This window comes from Devosia crocina, from assembly GCF_900116545.1.
In the GTDB taxonomy this organism is placed as follows: Bacteria; Pseudomonadota; Alphaproteobacteria; order Rhizobiales; family Devosiaceae; genus Devosia; species Devosia crocina.
This window is the reverse complement of sequence record NZ_FPCK01000003.1, coordinates 109,138-124,399: the sequence shown is the minus strand read 5'-3', so window position 1 is coordinate 124,399 and position 15,262 is coordinate 109,138. Positions and strand designations below refer to the sequence as shown.

The 15,262-nt window shown below is 62.6% G+C and carries 12 protein-coding genes; all 12 read left to right on the top strand.

What is annotated here, in order from left to right; genetic code table 11:
* The first annotated feature begins 107 nt into the window (after positions 1-107).
* The 12 genes from BM364_RS13715 to BM364_RS13660 all read left to right on the top strand — a co-directional run bounded on the left by BM364_RS13715 (position 108) and on the right by BM364_RS13660 (position 15,259).
* On the top strand, positions 108-497 hold the full coding sequence (locus BM364_RS13715; protein ID WP_092425555.1) for a response regulator: 390 nt from the start codon (positions 108-110) through the stop codon (positions 495-497).
* 209 nt (positions 498-706) lie between these two features.
* On the top strand, positions 707-3,208 hold the full coding sequence (locus tag BM364_RS18685; protein WP_244542884.1) for a methyl-accepting chemotaxis protein: 2,502 nt from the start codon (positions 707-709) through the stop codon (positions 3,206-3,208).
* A 158-nt stretch (positions 3,209-3,366) separates the two neighbouring features.
* Positions 3,367-5,409 carry a methyl-accepting chemotaxis protein gene (locus BM364_RS13705; RefSeq protein ID WP_175528613.1) on the top strand — a complete coding sequence of 681 codons (2,043 nt, stop codon included), beginning with the start codon at positions 3,367-3,369 and terminating at the stop codon, positions 5,407-5,409.
* Between the two features lie 604 nt (positions 5,410-6,013).
* Positions 6,014-7,711: a methyl-accepting chemotaxis protein gene (locus BM364_RS13700; RefSeq protein WP_092425554.1), complete on the top strand. Its 1,698-nt coding sequence runs from the start codon at positions 6,014-6,016 to the stop codon at positions 7,709-7,711.
* Between the two features lie 124 nt (positions 7,712-7,835).
* The gene (locus tag BM364_RS13695) at positions 7,836-9,428 is read left to right on the top strand and encodes a globin-coupled sensor protein (RefSeq protein WP_244542883.1); all 1,593 of its coding nucleotides are present in this window, start codon (positions 7,836-7,838) and stop codon (positions 9,426-9,428) included.
* Between the two features lie 65 nt (positions 9,429-9,493).
* Positions 9,494-9,862, top strand: coding sequence for a methylglyoxal synthase (locus tag BM364_RS13690; RefSeq protein ID WP_092425552.1), 369 nt, complete (start codon positions 9,494-9,496; stop codon positions 9,860-9,862).
* A gap of 165 nt (positions 9,863-10,027) precedes the next feature.
* Positions 10,028-10,810, top strand: coding sequence for an ABC transporter ATP-binding protein (locus tag BM364_RS13685; protein WP_092425550.1), 783 nt, complete (start codon positions 10,028-10,030; stop codon positions 10,808-10,810).
* Positions 10,811-10,863: 53 nt separating this feature from the next.
* The gene (locus tag BM364_RS13680) at positions 10,864-11,568 is read left to right on the top strand and encodes an ABC transporter ATP-binding protein (RefSeq protein ID WP_092425548.1); all 705 of its coding nucleotides are present in this window, start codon (positions 10,864-10,866) and stop codon (positions 11,566-11,568) included.
* Between the two features lie 145 nt (positions 11,569-11,713).
* Complete coding sequence (locus BM364_RS13675; protein WP_092425547.1) at positions 11,714-12,718, top strand: branched-chain amino acid ABC transporter permease; 1,005 nt, start codon at positions 11,714-11,716, stop codon at positions 12,716-12,718.
* Positions 12,715-14,004, top strand: coding sequence for a branched-chain amino acid ABC transporter permease (locus BM364_RS13670; protein WP_092425545.1), 1,290 nt, complete (start codon positions 12,715-12,717; stop codon positions 14,002-14,004). The genes BM364_RS13675 and BM364_RS13670 overlap by 4 nt, the downstream gene beginning before the upstream one ends.
* Before the next feature lie 57 nt (positions 14,005-14,061).
* Positions 14,062-14,595, top strand: a complete 534-nt coding sequence (locus tag BM364_RS13665; RefSeq protein WP_092425543.1) for an MbcA/ParS/Xre antitoxin family protein — start codon at positions 14,062-14,064, stop codon at positions 14,593-14,595.
* Between the two features lie 4 nt (positions 14,596-14,599).
* On the top strand, positions 14,600-15,259 hold the full coding sequence (locus BM364_RS13660; RefSeq protein WP_092425542.1) for an RES family NAD+ phosphorylase: 660 nt from the start codon (positions 14,600-14,602) through the stop codon (positions 15,257-15,259).
* Positions 15,260-15,262 lie beyond the last annotated feature (3 nt).

The window sequence follows — 15,262 nt, the reverse complement described above, 5'->3', positions numbered from 1 at the left end:
ATGGGGCAAAACCCGCACGCCGGATTGAGAGAATTGTAACGCTTGTTGCCTAGGATGGCATCCAATATCGGGGCTCAAGGGCCCCGGCGCATAAGAGGTTTAGATCCGTGCCCAAAGCCAGTGCTGTCAGTGTTCTGATCGTTGATGACCAGCAATCTATGCGTGGCATCTGCAAGTACATTCTCAATCAGCTCGGTTTCAAGGACATCATCGAGGCCAAGTCCGGCCGCGACGCCTTGGGCAAGCTCGAGCAGTCCAATGTCGACCTGATCATTTCCGACTGGAACATGGACGATATCGACGGGCTGACGCTGCTCAAGGTGATCCGCAAGCACCCGCGCACTCAGGCCATGCCCTTCATCATGGCCACGGGCCGGTCCGATGCCGAACAGGTCAAGGAAGCGATCTCGGCCGGTGTGAACAACTATATCATCAAGCCATTCGACGTGGGCACGATGAAAAAGCGCATCGAAGCGGTGATCGGCGCGCTGACCTGATCGCCACGCCCCTTCGGCAGAGTTTGGAGCCCGCGCTGCCGAAAGGCGCTGCGGGCTTTTTGCTGCGCCGGAGAAATGCCTGCTGCGTAATAAGTGGTTAAACGTAGAGCTATATCGTTTGCGTCGAATTTTTCCGATCCGCTCCAGCCCTTTGGGCCGGGAGTGCTGCCTGGGGAGAGGCGATCGGACGGCTCGGGGGAGGAGCTTGGATGCGCGTTTTTCCGCAATTGAAAATTGCCCAGAAACTGCCGCTGGCGCTAGTGGGCTCGGCGCTGGTGGTCAGTGCCGGTGTCGGCGTCGCAAGCTACCTGATCGGGCTCAATACCGTCGAGGCGCAGCGCCAGCAGTCGATGCAGGCTTCGCTCGACACGGCGCGGGCCCTGGTCAGCGACTACTATTCGGGCGTTGAGGTCGATCTCCGGCTCTTTGTGCAGCGCTCCGACACGGTGGCGGCGATCAAAAACCTGACGCGCGCGCTCGATGAATTGCGCATGGGGCTTGGCGATGGCGCCGCCGCGCAACTGCATTCGGCCTATGTCGCCGACAACCCCAACCCCGCCGACCGCTCGTCCGTCGACAGCGTCGGGATCAAGGGCGCCGGCTACGACGCGCCGCACAAGCGGTTCCATCCCGGCTTCCGCACCCTGCAGCAGGAGCGCGGCTATTCCGACGTGCTGCTGATCAGTGCGACGGGCGATGTGGTTTATTCCGTCGCCAAGAACGACGATTTTTCCGGCGATGCCGTCAGCGATGCCGCCCTGTCGGGGTCTGGGCTCGGCCAGGCTTTCGCCGCGGCGCGGAACCTGCCCGATGGCAAGGCGGCCTTTGTCGATTTCACTCTTTATGGTCCGGCCGGGCTTGCCCAGAGTTTCATGGCCATGCCGGTCTATGACAAGGACGAGAATGCGGGGGTGATGGTGCTGGCCATTTCGCCCGAGCCGATGAGCGCGCGCGTCGGAGGGCTGTCGGGTCTTGGACAAACCGGCGAGGTGGTGGTCGTAGGTGCCGATGGCCTGTTGCGCAGCGAATCCCTGCGCAGCCCCGAAAGCGACGTGCTGGCGACGGCGCTCGTGGCCGATGTGGTCGAGCGCGCCATTGCCGGGGAAACCGGGGAGGGCATGAGCACCGATTACCGGTCTGCGCCCATGGTCGTGCGCGCGGCACCGGTTTCGGTGGGTGAGGTCACCTGGGCGGTGGCGGCGGTGCAGCCCGAAGAAGAGGTTTTCGCGCCTGTCGTGAGCATGCGCAACATGACGCTGCTGGTCGGCGGCGTGCTGCTGGCAATTGCCGCGGGACTCGGGTTCCTTTTTGCGCGCTCGATCAGCCGGCCGATTTCCAAACTCACCGAGACCATGGATGGTCTTGCCGATGGCGATCTCAGCGTTGCGGTCGAGGGCGCGCAGCGGCGTGACGAAATCGGCGCCATGGCCCGGGCCGTCGAAGTGTTCCGCAACAACGGGCTGCGCATGGCGGAGATGACCGAGGCGGAGGCGGCTGCGATCGTGCGCGGCCAGGCCGAGCGTGCCGCCATGATGCAGCAGTTGCAGCGCTCCTTTGGCGCGGTTGTCGATGCTGCAATCGATGGCGATTTTTCGCGCCGGGTGGACGCCGAATTCCCCGACGATGAGCTCAATGCCCTGGCCCGCTCGGTCAATGGTCTCGTGGAAACGGTGGATCGCGGCGTGGGCGAGACGGGGAAGGTCCTCTCGGCGCTCGCCAATACGGATCTGACCCATCGCATGGAGGGCGACTTCAAGGGCGCCTTTGCCCGCCTCAAGGCCGATGTCAATGCCGTCGCCGACCGCTTAGGCGATGTCGTGGGCCAGTTGCGCCAGACATCGGGCACGCTCAAGGCGGCGACAGGCGAAATCCTTTCAGGCGCCAACGATCTGTCCGAGCGGACCACCAAGCAGGCGGCAACGATCGAACAAACCTCTGCCGCCATGGAGCAGCTGGCCGTAACCGTGCTGCAGAATGCCCGGAGCGCTCAGGAGGCGAGCACCGCTGCCGACGATGTGACGCGGTCGGCCGAGGTAGGCGGCCAGGTCATGGTCGAGGCAACAGAAGCCATGGAGCGGATCACCGCTTCCTCGGCCAAGATCTCCAACATCATCGGCATGATCGACGACATTGCGTTCCAGACCAATCTTCTGGCGCTCAATGCTTCGGTCGAGGCGGCACGGGCCGGGGAAGCGGGGAAGGGCTTTGCGGTTGTGGCGGTGGAAGTGCGGCGGCTGGCCCAGTCGGCGGCCAGTGCATCGTCCGACGTCAAGAGCCTGATCGAGCAGAGCGCGCTTGAAGTGCAGGGCGGCACGCGCCTTGTCACCGATGCCGCGGCCAAGCTCGAGGCGATGCTGGACGCGGCGCGGGCATCCAACACCCTGATGACCGGCATTGCGCGCGAAAGCCGCGAGCAGGCCTCTTCCATCGAGGAGGTCAATGCCGCCGTCCGGCAAATGGACGAAATGACCCAGCACAATGCCGCGCTCGTCGAAGAGATGAATGCCTCGATCGAGCAGACCGAAGCGCAGGCTATCAAGCTCGACGGGATCGTCGATATCTTTGCAACCGGTGAGCGCCAGCAGCGGCCCGGTCCCGCGGCCGGCCAGCCTGGGCCAGAGGGATTGCCCGGTCAACTGCGTCGCGCGGCGCGCGAATATCTCAGTCGCGGCAATGCCGCGATCAAGGCAGACGACTGGAGCGAATTCTGAGCCTGCCTGCCCTCGTGAAGGCTGATAGGCCCGCTCTCCGTGAGCGGGCCTTTTTCGTTCCGGGCAGGATTGTGGCATGCATAACGGACGATTAAGACCCCGCTGTTAGCTTTCCCCAATGGTGCGCGCGCGGACAATCGCTGCGCGAGGGGACAGCAATGTTGAAGAAAATCAGAGCGATAGCCGCCAACATCAAACTCACAACTGCGATTGTCTGGCTCGTTGTCACGGCTATCGTGTTCTCGACCGCAGCCATGATCCTGGCTGTTTATATGAACCTGGGCACGCAATTGCGCGAACAGGCCATCGATCAGCAGCATTCGGATCTGCGGGCCGCCGCGACCATTCTGGCCAACAGCATGCCCGGCACCGAGGCAAGTTGGAGCGAGAGCGGTGAGCTCGAAGGGATTGTCGCCTGGGCCTTGCCGCGCCTCTTCATCAATCACGACATCGTCGATTCCGTGGTGCGCATGACCGGCGAGTCCGCAACCATCTTCAGCTGGGATGCCGAGCAGCAGGATTTCGTGCGCATGAGCACGACTATTGTCGATGTAGACGGCGAACGCATCATCGGCTCGACCATGGGCTCCGCAAGCCCGGCCTATGCCGCGATCAGCGAGGGCCGAAGCTATTTCGGCGAAGCGACGATTCTCGGCACCGCCTATTACACGGCCTATCAGCCGATCCTAGGACATGAAGGCCAAACGATTGGCGCGCTTTATGTCGGTGTCGATCGGGCCAAGGTCGATAATACGATCAGCCAGTTGCTGTTCCTGCTGCTCAAGGTCGGCGCCGGTGTGCTGGTGGTCGTCGGCCTGATCGGTTTTGCCATGTCGCGCCTGCTGCTAGCGCCCGTGCCGCGGCTTGCCGGCGTGATGGATAATATCGCGACCGGGGACCTTGAAACCGCAGTGCCCTATGTTGAGCGGAACAATGAAGTGGGCGCCATGGCCAAGGCCGTGGAGGTGTTCCGCCAGAACGGGCTCAAGATGGCCGAGATGACCGAGGAAGAGCGTGCAGCCGCCCAGCGGCGCCGCATCGAGCGCACCGACATGATGGTGGCGCTGCAGGCCGCCTTCGGTGAAGTCGTGGATGCCGCCATTGCCGGGGATTTCTCCAAGCGCGTCCATGCCCAATTTGCCGATGCCGAGCTCAACAGCCTGGCAACCAGCGTCAATATGCTGGTCGAAACGGTCGATCGGGGCCTGAGCGAAACCGGCGAAGTGCTTTCCCATCTGGCGCAGGCCGACCTGACTCACCGCATGACGGGAGAGTATCAGGGTGCTTTTGCCGAACTGAGCGCCGACACCAATGGGGTGGCTGACAAGCTTAGTGAAGTGATCGGACGGCTGCGCACCACCTCGCGCGCACTCAAGGTCGCGACGGGCGAAATCCTCTCGGGCGCCAACGATCTTTCCGAGCGCACCACCAAGCAGGCTGCGACGATCGAGGAAACCTCGGCCGCCATGGAGCAGCTGGCTTCCACCGTCGCCAGCAATGCCGATCTTGCCGGCGAGGCCGGCCACCAGGCGCAGAGCGTTTCCAAGGAAGCCGAGGAAGCCGGCAGCGTCATGGGCCAGGCCAATGACGCCATGGAGCGCATCACCCAGTCGTCCTCGAAAATCTCCAACATCATCGGCATGATCGACGACATCGCCTTCCAGACCAATCTTCTGGCGCTCAATGCATCGGTCGAAGCGGCGCGGGCCGGAGAGGCCGGCAAGGGCTTTGCCGTGGTCGCAGTGGAAGTGCGCCGGCTTGCTCAGTCCGCCGCACAGGCTTCTGCCGAGGTGAAGGAACTGATCGAAAAGAGTGCGCAGGAAGTGTCGGGCGGTTCGCGCCTTGTGTCTACCGCTGCGCAGCGGCTCGAGAGCATGCTGGGTGCCGTGGCGCGCAATGCCGAGATGATGCAGACCATTGCCAAAGCCAGCAAGGAGCAGGCGCGGGCGATCGACGAAGTGGGCAGCGCCGTGCGCACGCTCGATGAGATGACCCAGCACAATGCGGCGCTGGTGGAGCAAACCAATGCCGCCATCGAGCAGACCGAGGCGCAGGCCGGCGAACTCGACCGGGTGGTCGATACCTTTACGCTCGCCGAAAGCGAGGCGCCGGTGCGTCGCGCCGCGCCCCGGGCACCGGCACCGCAGACGTTCCGGAGCCAGGGCAATGCCGCCATTTCGGCGGACTGGGACGAGTTCTAGGCCCTTGACGCAGCGATGCATGAAAGCGGCGCCCACTGGGCGCCGTTTTTGTTTTCGGTCTGTGTTACGCACAGGTTTACTGCGCCTTAACCTAGGTTGTGGCATGGAACCAATGACGCAGGAACATTGCAGGTTGGGGCCGACAATCTGGCTCGGGTGAGTGCCTCTGGCATCACAACGCCTGCTGCTTTGCCCTTGGGGTGCTGAGCCATGCGTCGGTCACCAGCACATTCGTGGGTAAAACGATCTGGGACTCCTTTCGTCCCGGAGCGCGCTTGTTCGTGTCCTATCGTGTGGCAGCAACGGTGCGCAGTGTGAAAGGGGCACCTCTCGGTACCCCTTTCGCGACCTGGGACAAGGTGCCTTCAAAAGGCACTGCAACACTATTGGTTCGATGCAGAAAGCACTCTTACTGCGGAAGTCAGAATAAGTGCGTAGCATCTGCTGAATAGTGTTGCATATTGCTCATCTAGTGTCCCGTCGATAACTGCTGCTGGCTGATTAAGTATAGTCTACAGCTGAAAATTAGTAGTCTATTAACGACTTGGCCACAACCTTGATCGTGAGGGGCACAAGGGGCGTTGCCCCACAAGTGAGGCAGAGCATGTGGTCTCCGAGATTTCTGCAGGGGTCTTCGAAGCGCGATCTCGAAGCCAAATGCGCGGCGATGTCGCGCAGCCAGGCCGTGATCGAATTTGCGCTCGATGGTACAATTCTTGAGGCCAACGAGAATTTCCTGGCGGCCATGGATTACGAGCGCGCCGAAATCGTGGGCCGGCACCATTCGATGTTCTGCGATCAGGATCTGGTCGCAAGCGCTGAATACAAGACTTTTTGGGCTGAACTCGCCAAGGGGCATTTCCAGTCCGCGGCGTACCGGCGCTTTGCCAAGGGCGGGCGGGAAGTGTGGATCCAGGCCAGCTATAATCCGGTGCTGGGACGGGATGGGAAGCCGTTCAAGATCATCAAATTCGCCACCGACATCACCCGGCAAAAGCAGATGGCGGCGGATCACGCCGCCCAGATCGCGGCGATTTCCCGCGTCCAGGCCGTGATCGCCTTCGATCTCGAAGGCAAGGTGATCGAAGCCAACGAGAATTTTCTGGATACCGTCGGCTATAGCTTCGAAGAGATCGTGGGGCGGCACCATGCCATGTTCTGCGAACCCGGCTATGCGGCGAGCGCGGACTACAAGCAGTTCTGGCAAAGGCTGCGCGCAGGCGAGTTCGTCGCGGCCGAGTTCCAGCGCTTTGGCAAGGGCGGCAAGGAAATCTGGATCCAGGCCTCATACAATCCCATCTTCGATGCGTCGGGCCGGGTGACCAAGGTGGTCAAGTTCGCCAATGACATCTCCGAGCGCAAACGAGCCGAAGGGATCATCGCGCTTTTGACCGAGAGCCTGGCGCGCATGGCCAATGGCGATCTCGGTGGCCGTATCGATGCGCGCTTTTCCGGCCAGTACGAGGGCTTGCGGCAGGCCTTCAACCAGTCGCTGGGCCAGCTCGAAACCATTGTTGGGGGCTTGCGCACCGCGTCCACGTCACTGCGCACCGCCACGGGGGAAATCCTTGCTGGCGCCAACGATCTTTCCGAGCGCACGACGCGCCAGGCTGCGACCATCGAGGAAACCTCGGCGGCGGTGGAGCAACTGGCCTCGACCGTGGGTGAGAATGCCCGGCGCGCCAGTTCCGCCAGCGACAAGGCGCGGGTTCTGGCCGAAGACGCCACCGAAGGCGGCAAGGTGATGGGACAAGCCACGAGAGCCATGACGGCGATCGAAGCCTCTTCTGGCAAGATCTCCAATATCATCGGGCTGATCGACGATATTGCATTTCAAACCAACCTTCTGGCGCTCAACGCTTCGGTCGAGGCGGCGCGGGCAGGCGATGCCGGCAAGGGCTTTGCGGTGGTGGCGGTCGAGGTGCGGCGGCTTGCCCAGTCGGCGGCTCAGGCTTCGGCCGATGTCAAGGCGCTGATCGAAACCAGTGCCGGGGAGGTGCGGACCGGCGCACAACTGGTGGAACTTGCTGCGCGCAAGCTCGACGAAATCCTGCACGGAGCCCAGGACAGTTTCGGCTTGATCGATGCCATGGCCCGAGCCAGCCGCGAGCAGTCGGGCGCGCTCGACGAAATCGCCGGCGCGATCCGGCAGATGGACGAGATGACCCAGCACAATGCCGCGCTCGTCGAACAAACCAATGCCGCCATCGAGCAGACCGAAGCCCAGGCCGCCAAGCTCGACGATATCGTCGATGTGTTCCGCAGGATAGAGCCGCTTTCGCACCGCCGAGACGCAGCATAACCTTCTTAAACCCCAAATTTACCAAAAGGTTCCATGCTGGCGGGACGTTGATCCAGATCAAGACTTGGGACTTGCCCGCGGATCACTCTGACCAGACGCCGGCGCCAATTTTCAAGGCTTGACCATGCCCAGCTCCCACGCCCAGCTGCAATCGCGGCTCGATTTCGTCCAGCTCGACGCCGAGGCGCTGGAGCGTCTCGCCCGCATCCGCCCCCATATCGACAGGCACCTCGGCCCGGCGCTTGACCGCTTCTATGCCCATGTCGCCACCGTTCCGGCCGTGGCGCGCTTTTTCGATGGCAAGAAGCAGATGGATCGCGCCCAGGGCAAGCAGGTGGGCCACTGGCAAGCGATCGCCTCGGGCAATCTCGACAGCAGCTATTACGAGGCGAGCAGCCGCGTGGGGTTGATGCATGCCAAGATCGGCCTCGAGCCGCGCTGGCATATCGGGGGCTATAGCCTGATCGTCGAGACGCTCGTGACCGGCATCATTACCGACTATATGAGCGAGGCGCTTGCGCCGAAAAAGGGCCGGTTCGGCCGCAGCGTGCCGCCTGATCCCGCCGCGGTGATGCAGGATGTCGCCGCCATGAGCGCGGCGCTGGTATCGGTGCTCAAGGCCATCATGCTCGATATCGATATCGGGGTTTCCGCCTATTTCGGCAAGCTCACCCAGGACGCCCAGGATTCCGAAGCTGCTGCACGCGACAAGATCCGCGCCGCTGTTTCCGCTACCGGCGCGGTGCTCCAGGATGTGGCACGGGGCGATTTGACCACGCGCGTGACCGAAGCGCTCGATCCCGAATTCGACCAGATCAAGCACGACACCAATGGCGTCGCCGAACGGCTCAGCACTATCGTGTTGCAGCTGCAGCAGACCTCGCGCTCGCTCAAGACAGCGACGGGTGAAATCCTCTCGGGCGCCAACGATCTTGCCGATCGCACGACGCGCCAGGCCGCCACGATCGAAGAAACCACTGCGGCCATCGAGCAGCTTTCAACCGCTGTCGTGGAAAACGCCCGGCGCGCCGCAACGGCGAGCGACAAGGCGCGCAGCGTGGCGGAAAGCGCGACCTCCGGCGGTCAGGCGATCACAGCGGCCAATGGCGCGATGGCCGCCATCGAAACCTCGTCGGCCAAGATCTCCAACATCATCGGCATGATCGACGACATCGCCTTCCAGACCAATCTCCTGGCGCTCAATGCATCGGTGGAAGCGGCGCGGGCAGGAGAAGCGGGCAAGGGCTTTGCCGTCGTAGCGGTCGAAGTGCGGCGGCTTGCCCAGTCGGCGGCCAATGCCTCCTCCGAGGTCAAGGCGCTGATCGAAACCAGCGCCGCCGAAGTGCGCAGCGGCACCCAGCTCGTGGCGCGCGCGGCCGAAGTGCTGCACGATATTCTCGCCGGCACGCAGGAAAGCGCGGCGCTGATCGACACCATCGCCCAGGCCAATCGCGACCAGTCATCGGCGCTCGAGGAAGTGACCATCGCCGTCCGCCAGATGGACGAGATGACCCAGCACAATGCCGCGCTTGTCGAACAAACCAATGCCGCGATCGAGCAGACCGAAGCCCAGGCCAGCGAACTCGACGGCATTGTCGATGTGTTCCAGGTGTCCGGTTCGGTCGAGGCGCCGCGCCTTGAGGCACGGCCTAAACGCGCGGCTGCCCCGCGGGTCGTCGGCAACACCGCCCTCGCCGCGGATTGGGAAGCGTTCTGAGCAAGGATCAGGGCGCCCTTGCGCCCCCAACGCAGACGCTTGATGCCGGATTAGGGAAGTGTAGCATGGCGCGGATCGGTCTTGTGGCCCATGACGACAAGAAAGACGACATGTGTGCCTGGGCCGAGCGGCACCGGGCCAAATTGGCCCGGCATCAGCTGTGGGGCACGGGCACGACCGGCAGCCGGGTCAAGGCGGCCACGGGTCTCGAGATCGCGCTTTTGAAAAGCGGTCCGCTTGGCGGGGATCAGCAATTGGGCGCCATGATCTGCGAAGGGCGGCTCGACATGCTGATCTTTTTCATCGATCCCATGTCGGCCCAGCCGCACGATGTCGACGTCAAGGCGCTGACGCGGCTCGCAACCCTCTATGACGTGCCGCTGGCAAACAATCGCTCGACCGCCGACGCGGTTCTGGCTCATCTCGCCAACTGAACGGATTTTCCCTAAACCGTTCTGAGGAAAAAGGGCGCCGCTGGCGGATATTTGTCCGCATTGGCGCGCTGCACGCGTTGACCGGCCCGTCCTGTTGTGAGCAGATGCCCCAAATTTGCCCGGATTCAACCGGGTGGCATCGTTTCAGGAATTCGGGGCGGCTCATTGACCACCGATTTGGTGATTGACGTTCGCAGCGTCACAAAACGCTTTGGCGGCCTTCTGGCCGTCAACAATTGCTCGCTATCGGTCAAGCGTGGATCGATCACAGGACTGATCGGGCCCAACGGGGCCGGTAAATCGACCCTCTTCAACATGGTTGCGGGCAATATCGTGCCCGATAGCGGCCAGGTGATCTTCGACGGGGCTGATGTCACTGGTATGAAGCCATACCAGCTTTTTCGCATCGGCATGCTGCGCACCTTTCAGATCGCGCATGAATTTTCGCAGATGACGGCGCTCGAAAACCTGATGATGGTGCCGGGCGACCAGCCGGGCGAGCATCTGGTGTCGACCTGGTTCCGGCCCGGGCTCGTCAAGAGCCGGGAAACCGAGGTTCGCAAGAAGGCGCTCGATGTGATCGACTTCCTCAAGCTCGGTCATGTCCGCAATGAGCTGGCTGGAAACCTGTCGGGCGGGCAGAAGAAGCTGCTCGAACTTGGCCGCACCATGATGGTGGATGCCAAGGTGGTGCTGCTCGACGAGGTTGCGGCCGGCGTGAACAAGAGCCTGCTCAACGATCTTGCCGGTAATATCGAGCGCATGAACCGGGAGCTCGGCTACACTTTTTTCGTGATCGAGCACGACATGGACCTGATCGGCCGGCTCTGCGATCCCGTGATCGTCATGGCGCAGGGCGAAAAGATCGCCGAGGGCCCCATGGCCGAAATCCGCGCCAATCCGCAAATCGTCGAAGCCTATTTCGGCACGCCGGTGGAGGTCGCATAGGTGCGGGTCTCATTGTCCAAAAACCGGTTCCCACTTTTTGGGGAGACCCGTTGATGCCTCTGATCGAACTCAAACACGTCGTGGGCGGATATGGCGGCGCGCCGATCCTCAATGGCGTCAATATTGCGATCGAGAAGAGCGATATCGGCGTCATCGTCGGGCCCAACGGGGCCGGCAAGTCGACGACGCTCAAGGCCATTTTCGGCCTCCTTAAGGTCACCGGTGGCACGATCGATTTCGGGGGCGAGAACATCGCCAATTCCCTGCCCGACAAGCTCGTGCCCAAGGGCCTTTCCTTCGTGCCGCAGGAAAAGAACGTCTTCACCTCGATGAGCGTCGAGGAAAATCTGGAGATGGGTGCCTTCACCCGCCGCGACGATTTTTCCCGGACCATGCAATGGGTTTATGGGATGTTTCCGGTTTTGGCCGAAAAACGCCGGCAGCCAGCGGGAGAACTGTCGGGCGGCCAGCGCCAGATGGTGGCCATGGGCCGGGCCCTGATGAGCAAGCCGAGCCTGTTGATGCTCGATGAGCCCTCGGCCGGCCTTTCGCCGCGTTACGTGATCGAAATTTTCGAGACCATCCAGCGCGTCAACAAGGAAGGCGTCGGGATCCTCATGGTCGAGCAGAACGCCCGCCAGGCGCTGGCCTTTGCCAGCAAGGGCTTTGTGCTCGCAGGCGGGCAGAACCGCTTTACCGGCACCGGCCCTGAGCTGATCGCCGATCCCGAAGTCGCCAAAAGTTTCCTTGGGGGTTGACCATGTCCGTTTGCCTTGCGGCGCGCGTCCGCTCCCGCACTATCCGATATCGTCTTTCGCCTGGCTCGATCGGCCCCGCTTTTCCCCCTTTTGCGGGAACGCGTTGGTGGCTGGTGGCTGCGCCGAGCCTAGTTGAGGTCCCTGCATGACCGAACTCGTCTTCTTTACCAATCAGGTGATCATTTCCGGCCTCGTTTTGGGCTGCATCTATGCGCTCGGGGCGGTCGGCATCACGCTGATTTTCGGCATTCTGCGCTTTGCGCACTTTGCCCATTCCGAACTGATGACAGGCGGCGCCTTTATCGCCTTTCTGCTTGCTTCGGCCTTTGCCGCCTGGGGCATCGTCACGCCCGTTCCCACCGGTTTCGTCGTCTTGCCCATCGCCATGGTGCTCGCTGCCATTCTGGCGCTCGGCATCGACAAGGGCTTTTATGCCCCGCTGCGCAAGCGTGGCGCCAAGCCGGTGACGCTGCTGATCGCCTCGATCGGCGTGACGCTGATGGTGCAGGGCCTGATCCGCCTGTTTTTCGGAGCCGGCTCCTATTCTTTCTTCCAGAACGAGCCAAAGGACGTGTTCCGCATCGATCTCAGCGCCATCGGCTCCACCCGCCCGCTGGTGATTACCGAGCCGCAGGTCTTCATGATCGTCGTGACCTTTGTTTCGGTTCTGGCGCTGCACCTGTTCCTGACGCGGTCGCGCCTCGGTAAGGCGATGCGCGCTATGGCCGACAATGCCGATCTTGCGCAGGTTTCGGGCATCAATACCGCGCTTGTCGTGCGCGTCACCTGGATCGTGGCCGGGGCGCTGGCCTGCATGGCCGGCACCATGCTGGCGCTCGATGTGACGCTCAAGCCCGACCTCGCCTTCAACATCATCATTCCCATTTTCGCCGCTGCCATCGTCGGTGGCCTCGGACAGGCCTATGGCGCCATTGCCGGGGGGCTGCTGATCGGATTTGCGGAATCGCTGGCGGTCTTTAACTGGACCATGGTGCTGCGCCCGCTCAATGCGGTCCTGCCCGAGTGGATGCAACTGCCCGCAACGCTGGCGCTCGTGCCCACCGAATATAAACTCACCGTCGCCTTCGTGATCCTGGTCGTCGTGCTGCTTGTGCGTCCCACCGGCATCTTCAAGGGAGCCTCGTCATGATCCAGCGTTCCCTCACGCTTTTCGGCGGCCTTTTCGTGTTGATCCTGCTTGTGGGCTGGGTCATGGGCCTTCCCTTTACCTCCTCGCGCCTCGTGGAAGCTGCCGCCTATGCGCTGATCGCGCTGGGCCTCAATATCCAATGGGGCTATGGCGGGCTGTTCAACTTCGGCATTATGGGCTTTCTCATGGTTGGCGGGGCGGCCGTCACCTTCATTTCCGCGCCGGTCAATCCGGTGTTCTGGGGCTCGGATGGTCCGGCCCTGCTCGGACGGGCGCTGCTTGCCTTTGCCGGAGGGGCGCTGCTGGTCTATGGGGCGCGCAAGGCTGACCGTATCGGCATCACCGGCAAGTGGAAGACCGTTCTGACCGTCATCGCCTGGTTCGGCGCCTATGTGCTTTATCGCAGCCAGCTCGATCCGGCCGCAGCCTATATCGAATCGAGCGCCGGTGGCGGCTGGATCGGCGGCCTTGGCGGCCATCCTGTGCTTGGCTGGGCTTTTGGTGGATTGCTGGCCGCAGGCATTGCTTTCATCGTGGGCAAGATCTGCCTGGGCCTGCGCACCGATTATCTGGCCATCGCCACGATCGGTATTTCCGAGATCCTGCGGGCGCTGATCAAGAACATGGATTGGCTGACCCGCGGCACCCTGACCGTCTCGCCCATTCCCTGGCCGACGCCCCTGCCGCAGGACCTTGCCGGGGGCGGCATGGATAACCTGTCGGCCTTGGTCGCCGCGCGTGCCGGGTTCCTGGTTCTGGCGCTCGTGGTGCTGGGGGGCGTGCTCTGGCTGATCGCGCGCGCCTATGCCGGACCCTGGGGCCGCATGATGCGCTCGATCCGCGACAATCACATCGCCGCTTCCTCCATGGGCAAGAACGTCACCTCACGCCAGCTCGAGATCTTCGTGTTCGGCTCGGTGCTGATGGGCATTGGGGGCGCCATGCTGGTCAGCTTCGTGCAAATCTTCGATCCTTCGAGCTATCAGCCGATCAACCACACATTCCTGATCTGGGTCATGGTGATCGTGGGCGGCGCGGGCAACAATTGGGGCGCGCTGTTCGGCGCTGTGCTGATCTGGTTGATCTGGGTCATCTCGGAGCCCCTGAGCAAGGCCGTGTTCGATCTTGTGAGCATGTGGTCGACCAATTTCGGCTGGGGCGCCATTCCCGAGATCGAAGCCCGTTCGGCACAGATGCGCGTTTTCGTGCTTGGTCTCGTGATCACCATTGCCCTGAGATTTGCGCCACGCGGGCTGATCCCGGAAGTGGTGAAACGGGAAGGGTAAAGTCTAGAACTTGACAATGTCCAAATTTGGACTATCTTGATTGGGAAGGAGATCGAGATGTCCGGCATTGGCTTTGGTGAAGCACGTCAGGCCGCATTGATTCCCGAGAGCGCAGCGCTCGACAGCGCGCGCTTCGATCCCGCTCATCGCCGGCGCCTCAGCGCGCCGGCCCTGCGCACCTTTGCAAGCATCGCCGATCTCTGGGGACTGTCCGAAGAACAGCGCCGGCTCGTGCTGGGCTATCCCAGTCGCTCGACCTATCACAACTGGATGAGGCAGGCGCGTGAGCAAAAGGATGTCACGCTCGATGTCGATGCGTTGATGCGGCTGTCGGGCGTTCTTGGCATTCATCAGGCTCTGGGCGTCCTCCATGCCGAAACCGCGGCGCAGCTTGCCTGGCTGCGGGGGCCCCATGGTGCCCCGCTTTTCGGGGGGCAGGCGCCGCTTGCCTTGGTCACGGCGGGATCGCTCGATGGCATCATGCTGGTGCGGCGCTTCCTCGATGCGGCGCGGGGTGGGCTTTATATGGCGCCCAATGGGCTTGATGTGACATTTCCCCCAACACGCGCCCAAGATATCGTCTGGCGCTGAGCCCATGCATGCACTGGCGCCACATCCGAGCTATCGGCTGATCCCGTCGCGCTTTCCGCCCATTGGCCTTTTCGATACGGTGACGCGCGCTGCTGATCTCGAGCCCGTCATGGAGCTTGCTGGCTGGACCAACGACCGGCTCGTGGTCGAGCGCCTGTCGCGGCTGCCCCGGAGCGAGTGGGTGTTCGGACGGGCCAATTCGTCGGTCGTCATGGCGGCCTTTTTGCACGCGGCGCCCGAGGGTGGGCGGTTTTCCGGCCCCGATCTCGGCGCCTGGTATGCCGCGGACAGCATCGAGACCGGCATAGCCGAGGTGGCCCATCACATGCGGCGGGAAGCCTATGCGAGAGGGGTTCCGGCAGTCGAGCGCCAGTTCCGGGTCTATATGGCGCGGCTTGAGGGCAGGTTCATCGACCTTTGCGGCAGCATCGATCCGGCCCTTGGCGATTCGGAGCGATATGGCGCCAGCCAGCTTTTCGGGGAAACGGCCCGGGCGCGCGGGGAGGATGGCATCCTATATCCCAGCCTGCGCTTTGCCGGCGGGCTCAATGCCTGCGCCTATCGTCCCAGCAAAGTGCTCGAGGTTACCCAGGCCCAGCATCTCGCTATCGCAGCGCGTACCGACGATCCCCGGATCTCTGTCGAGGTTTTGGGCCAAAACTAGCGA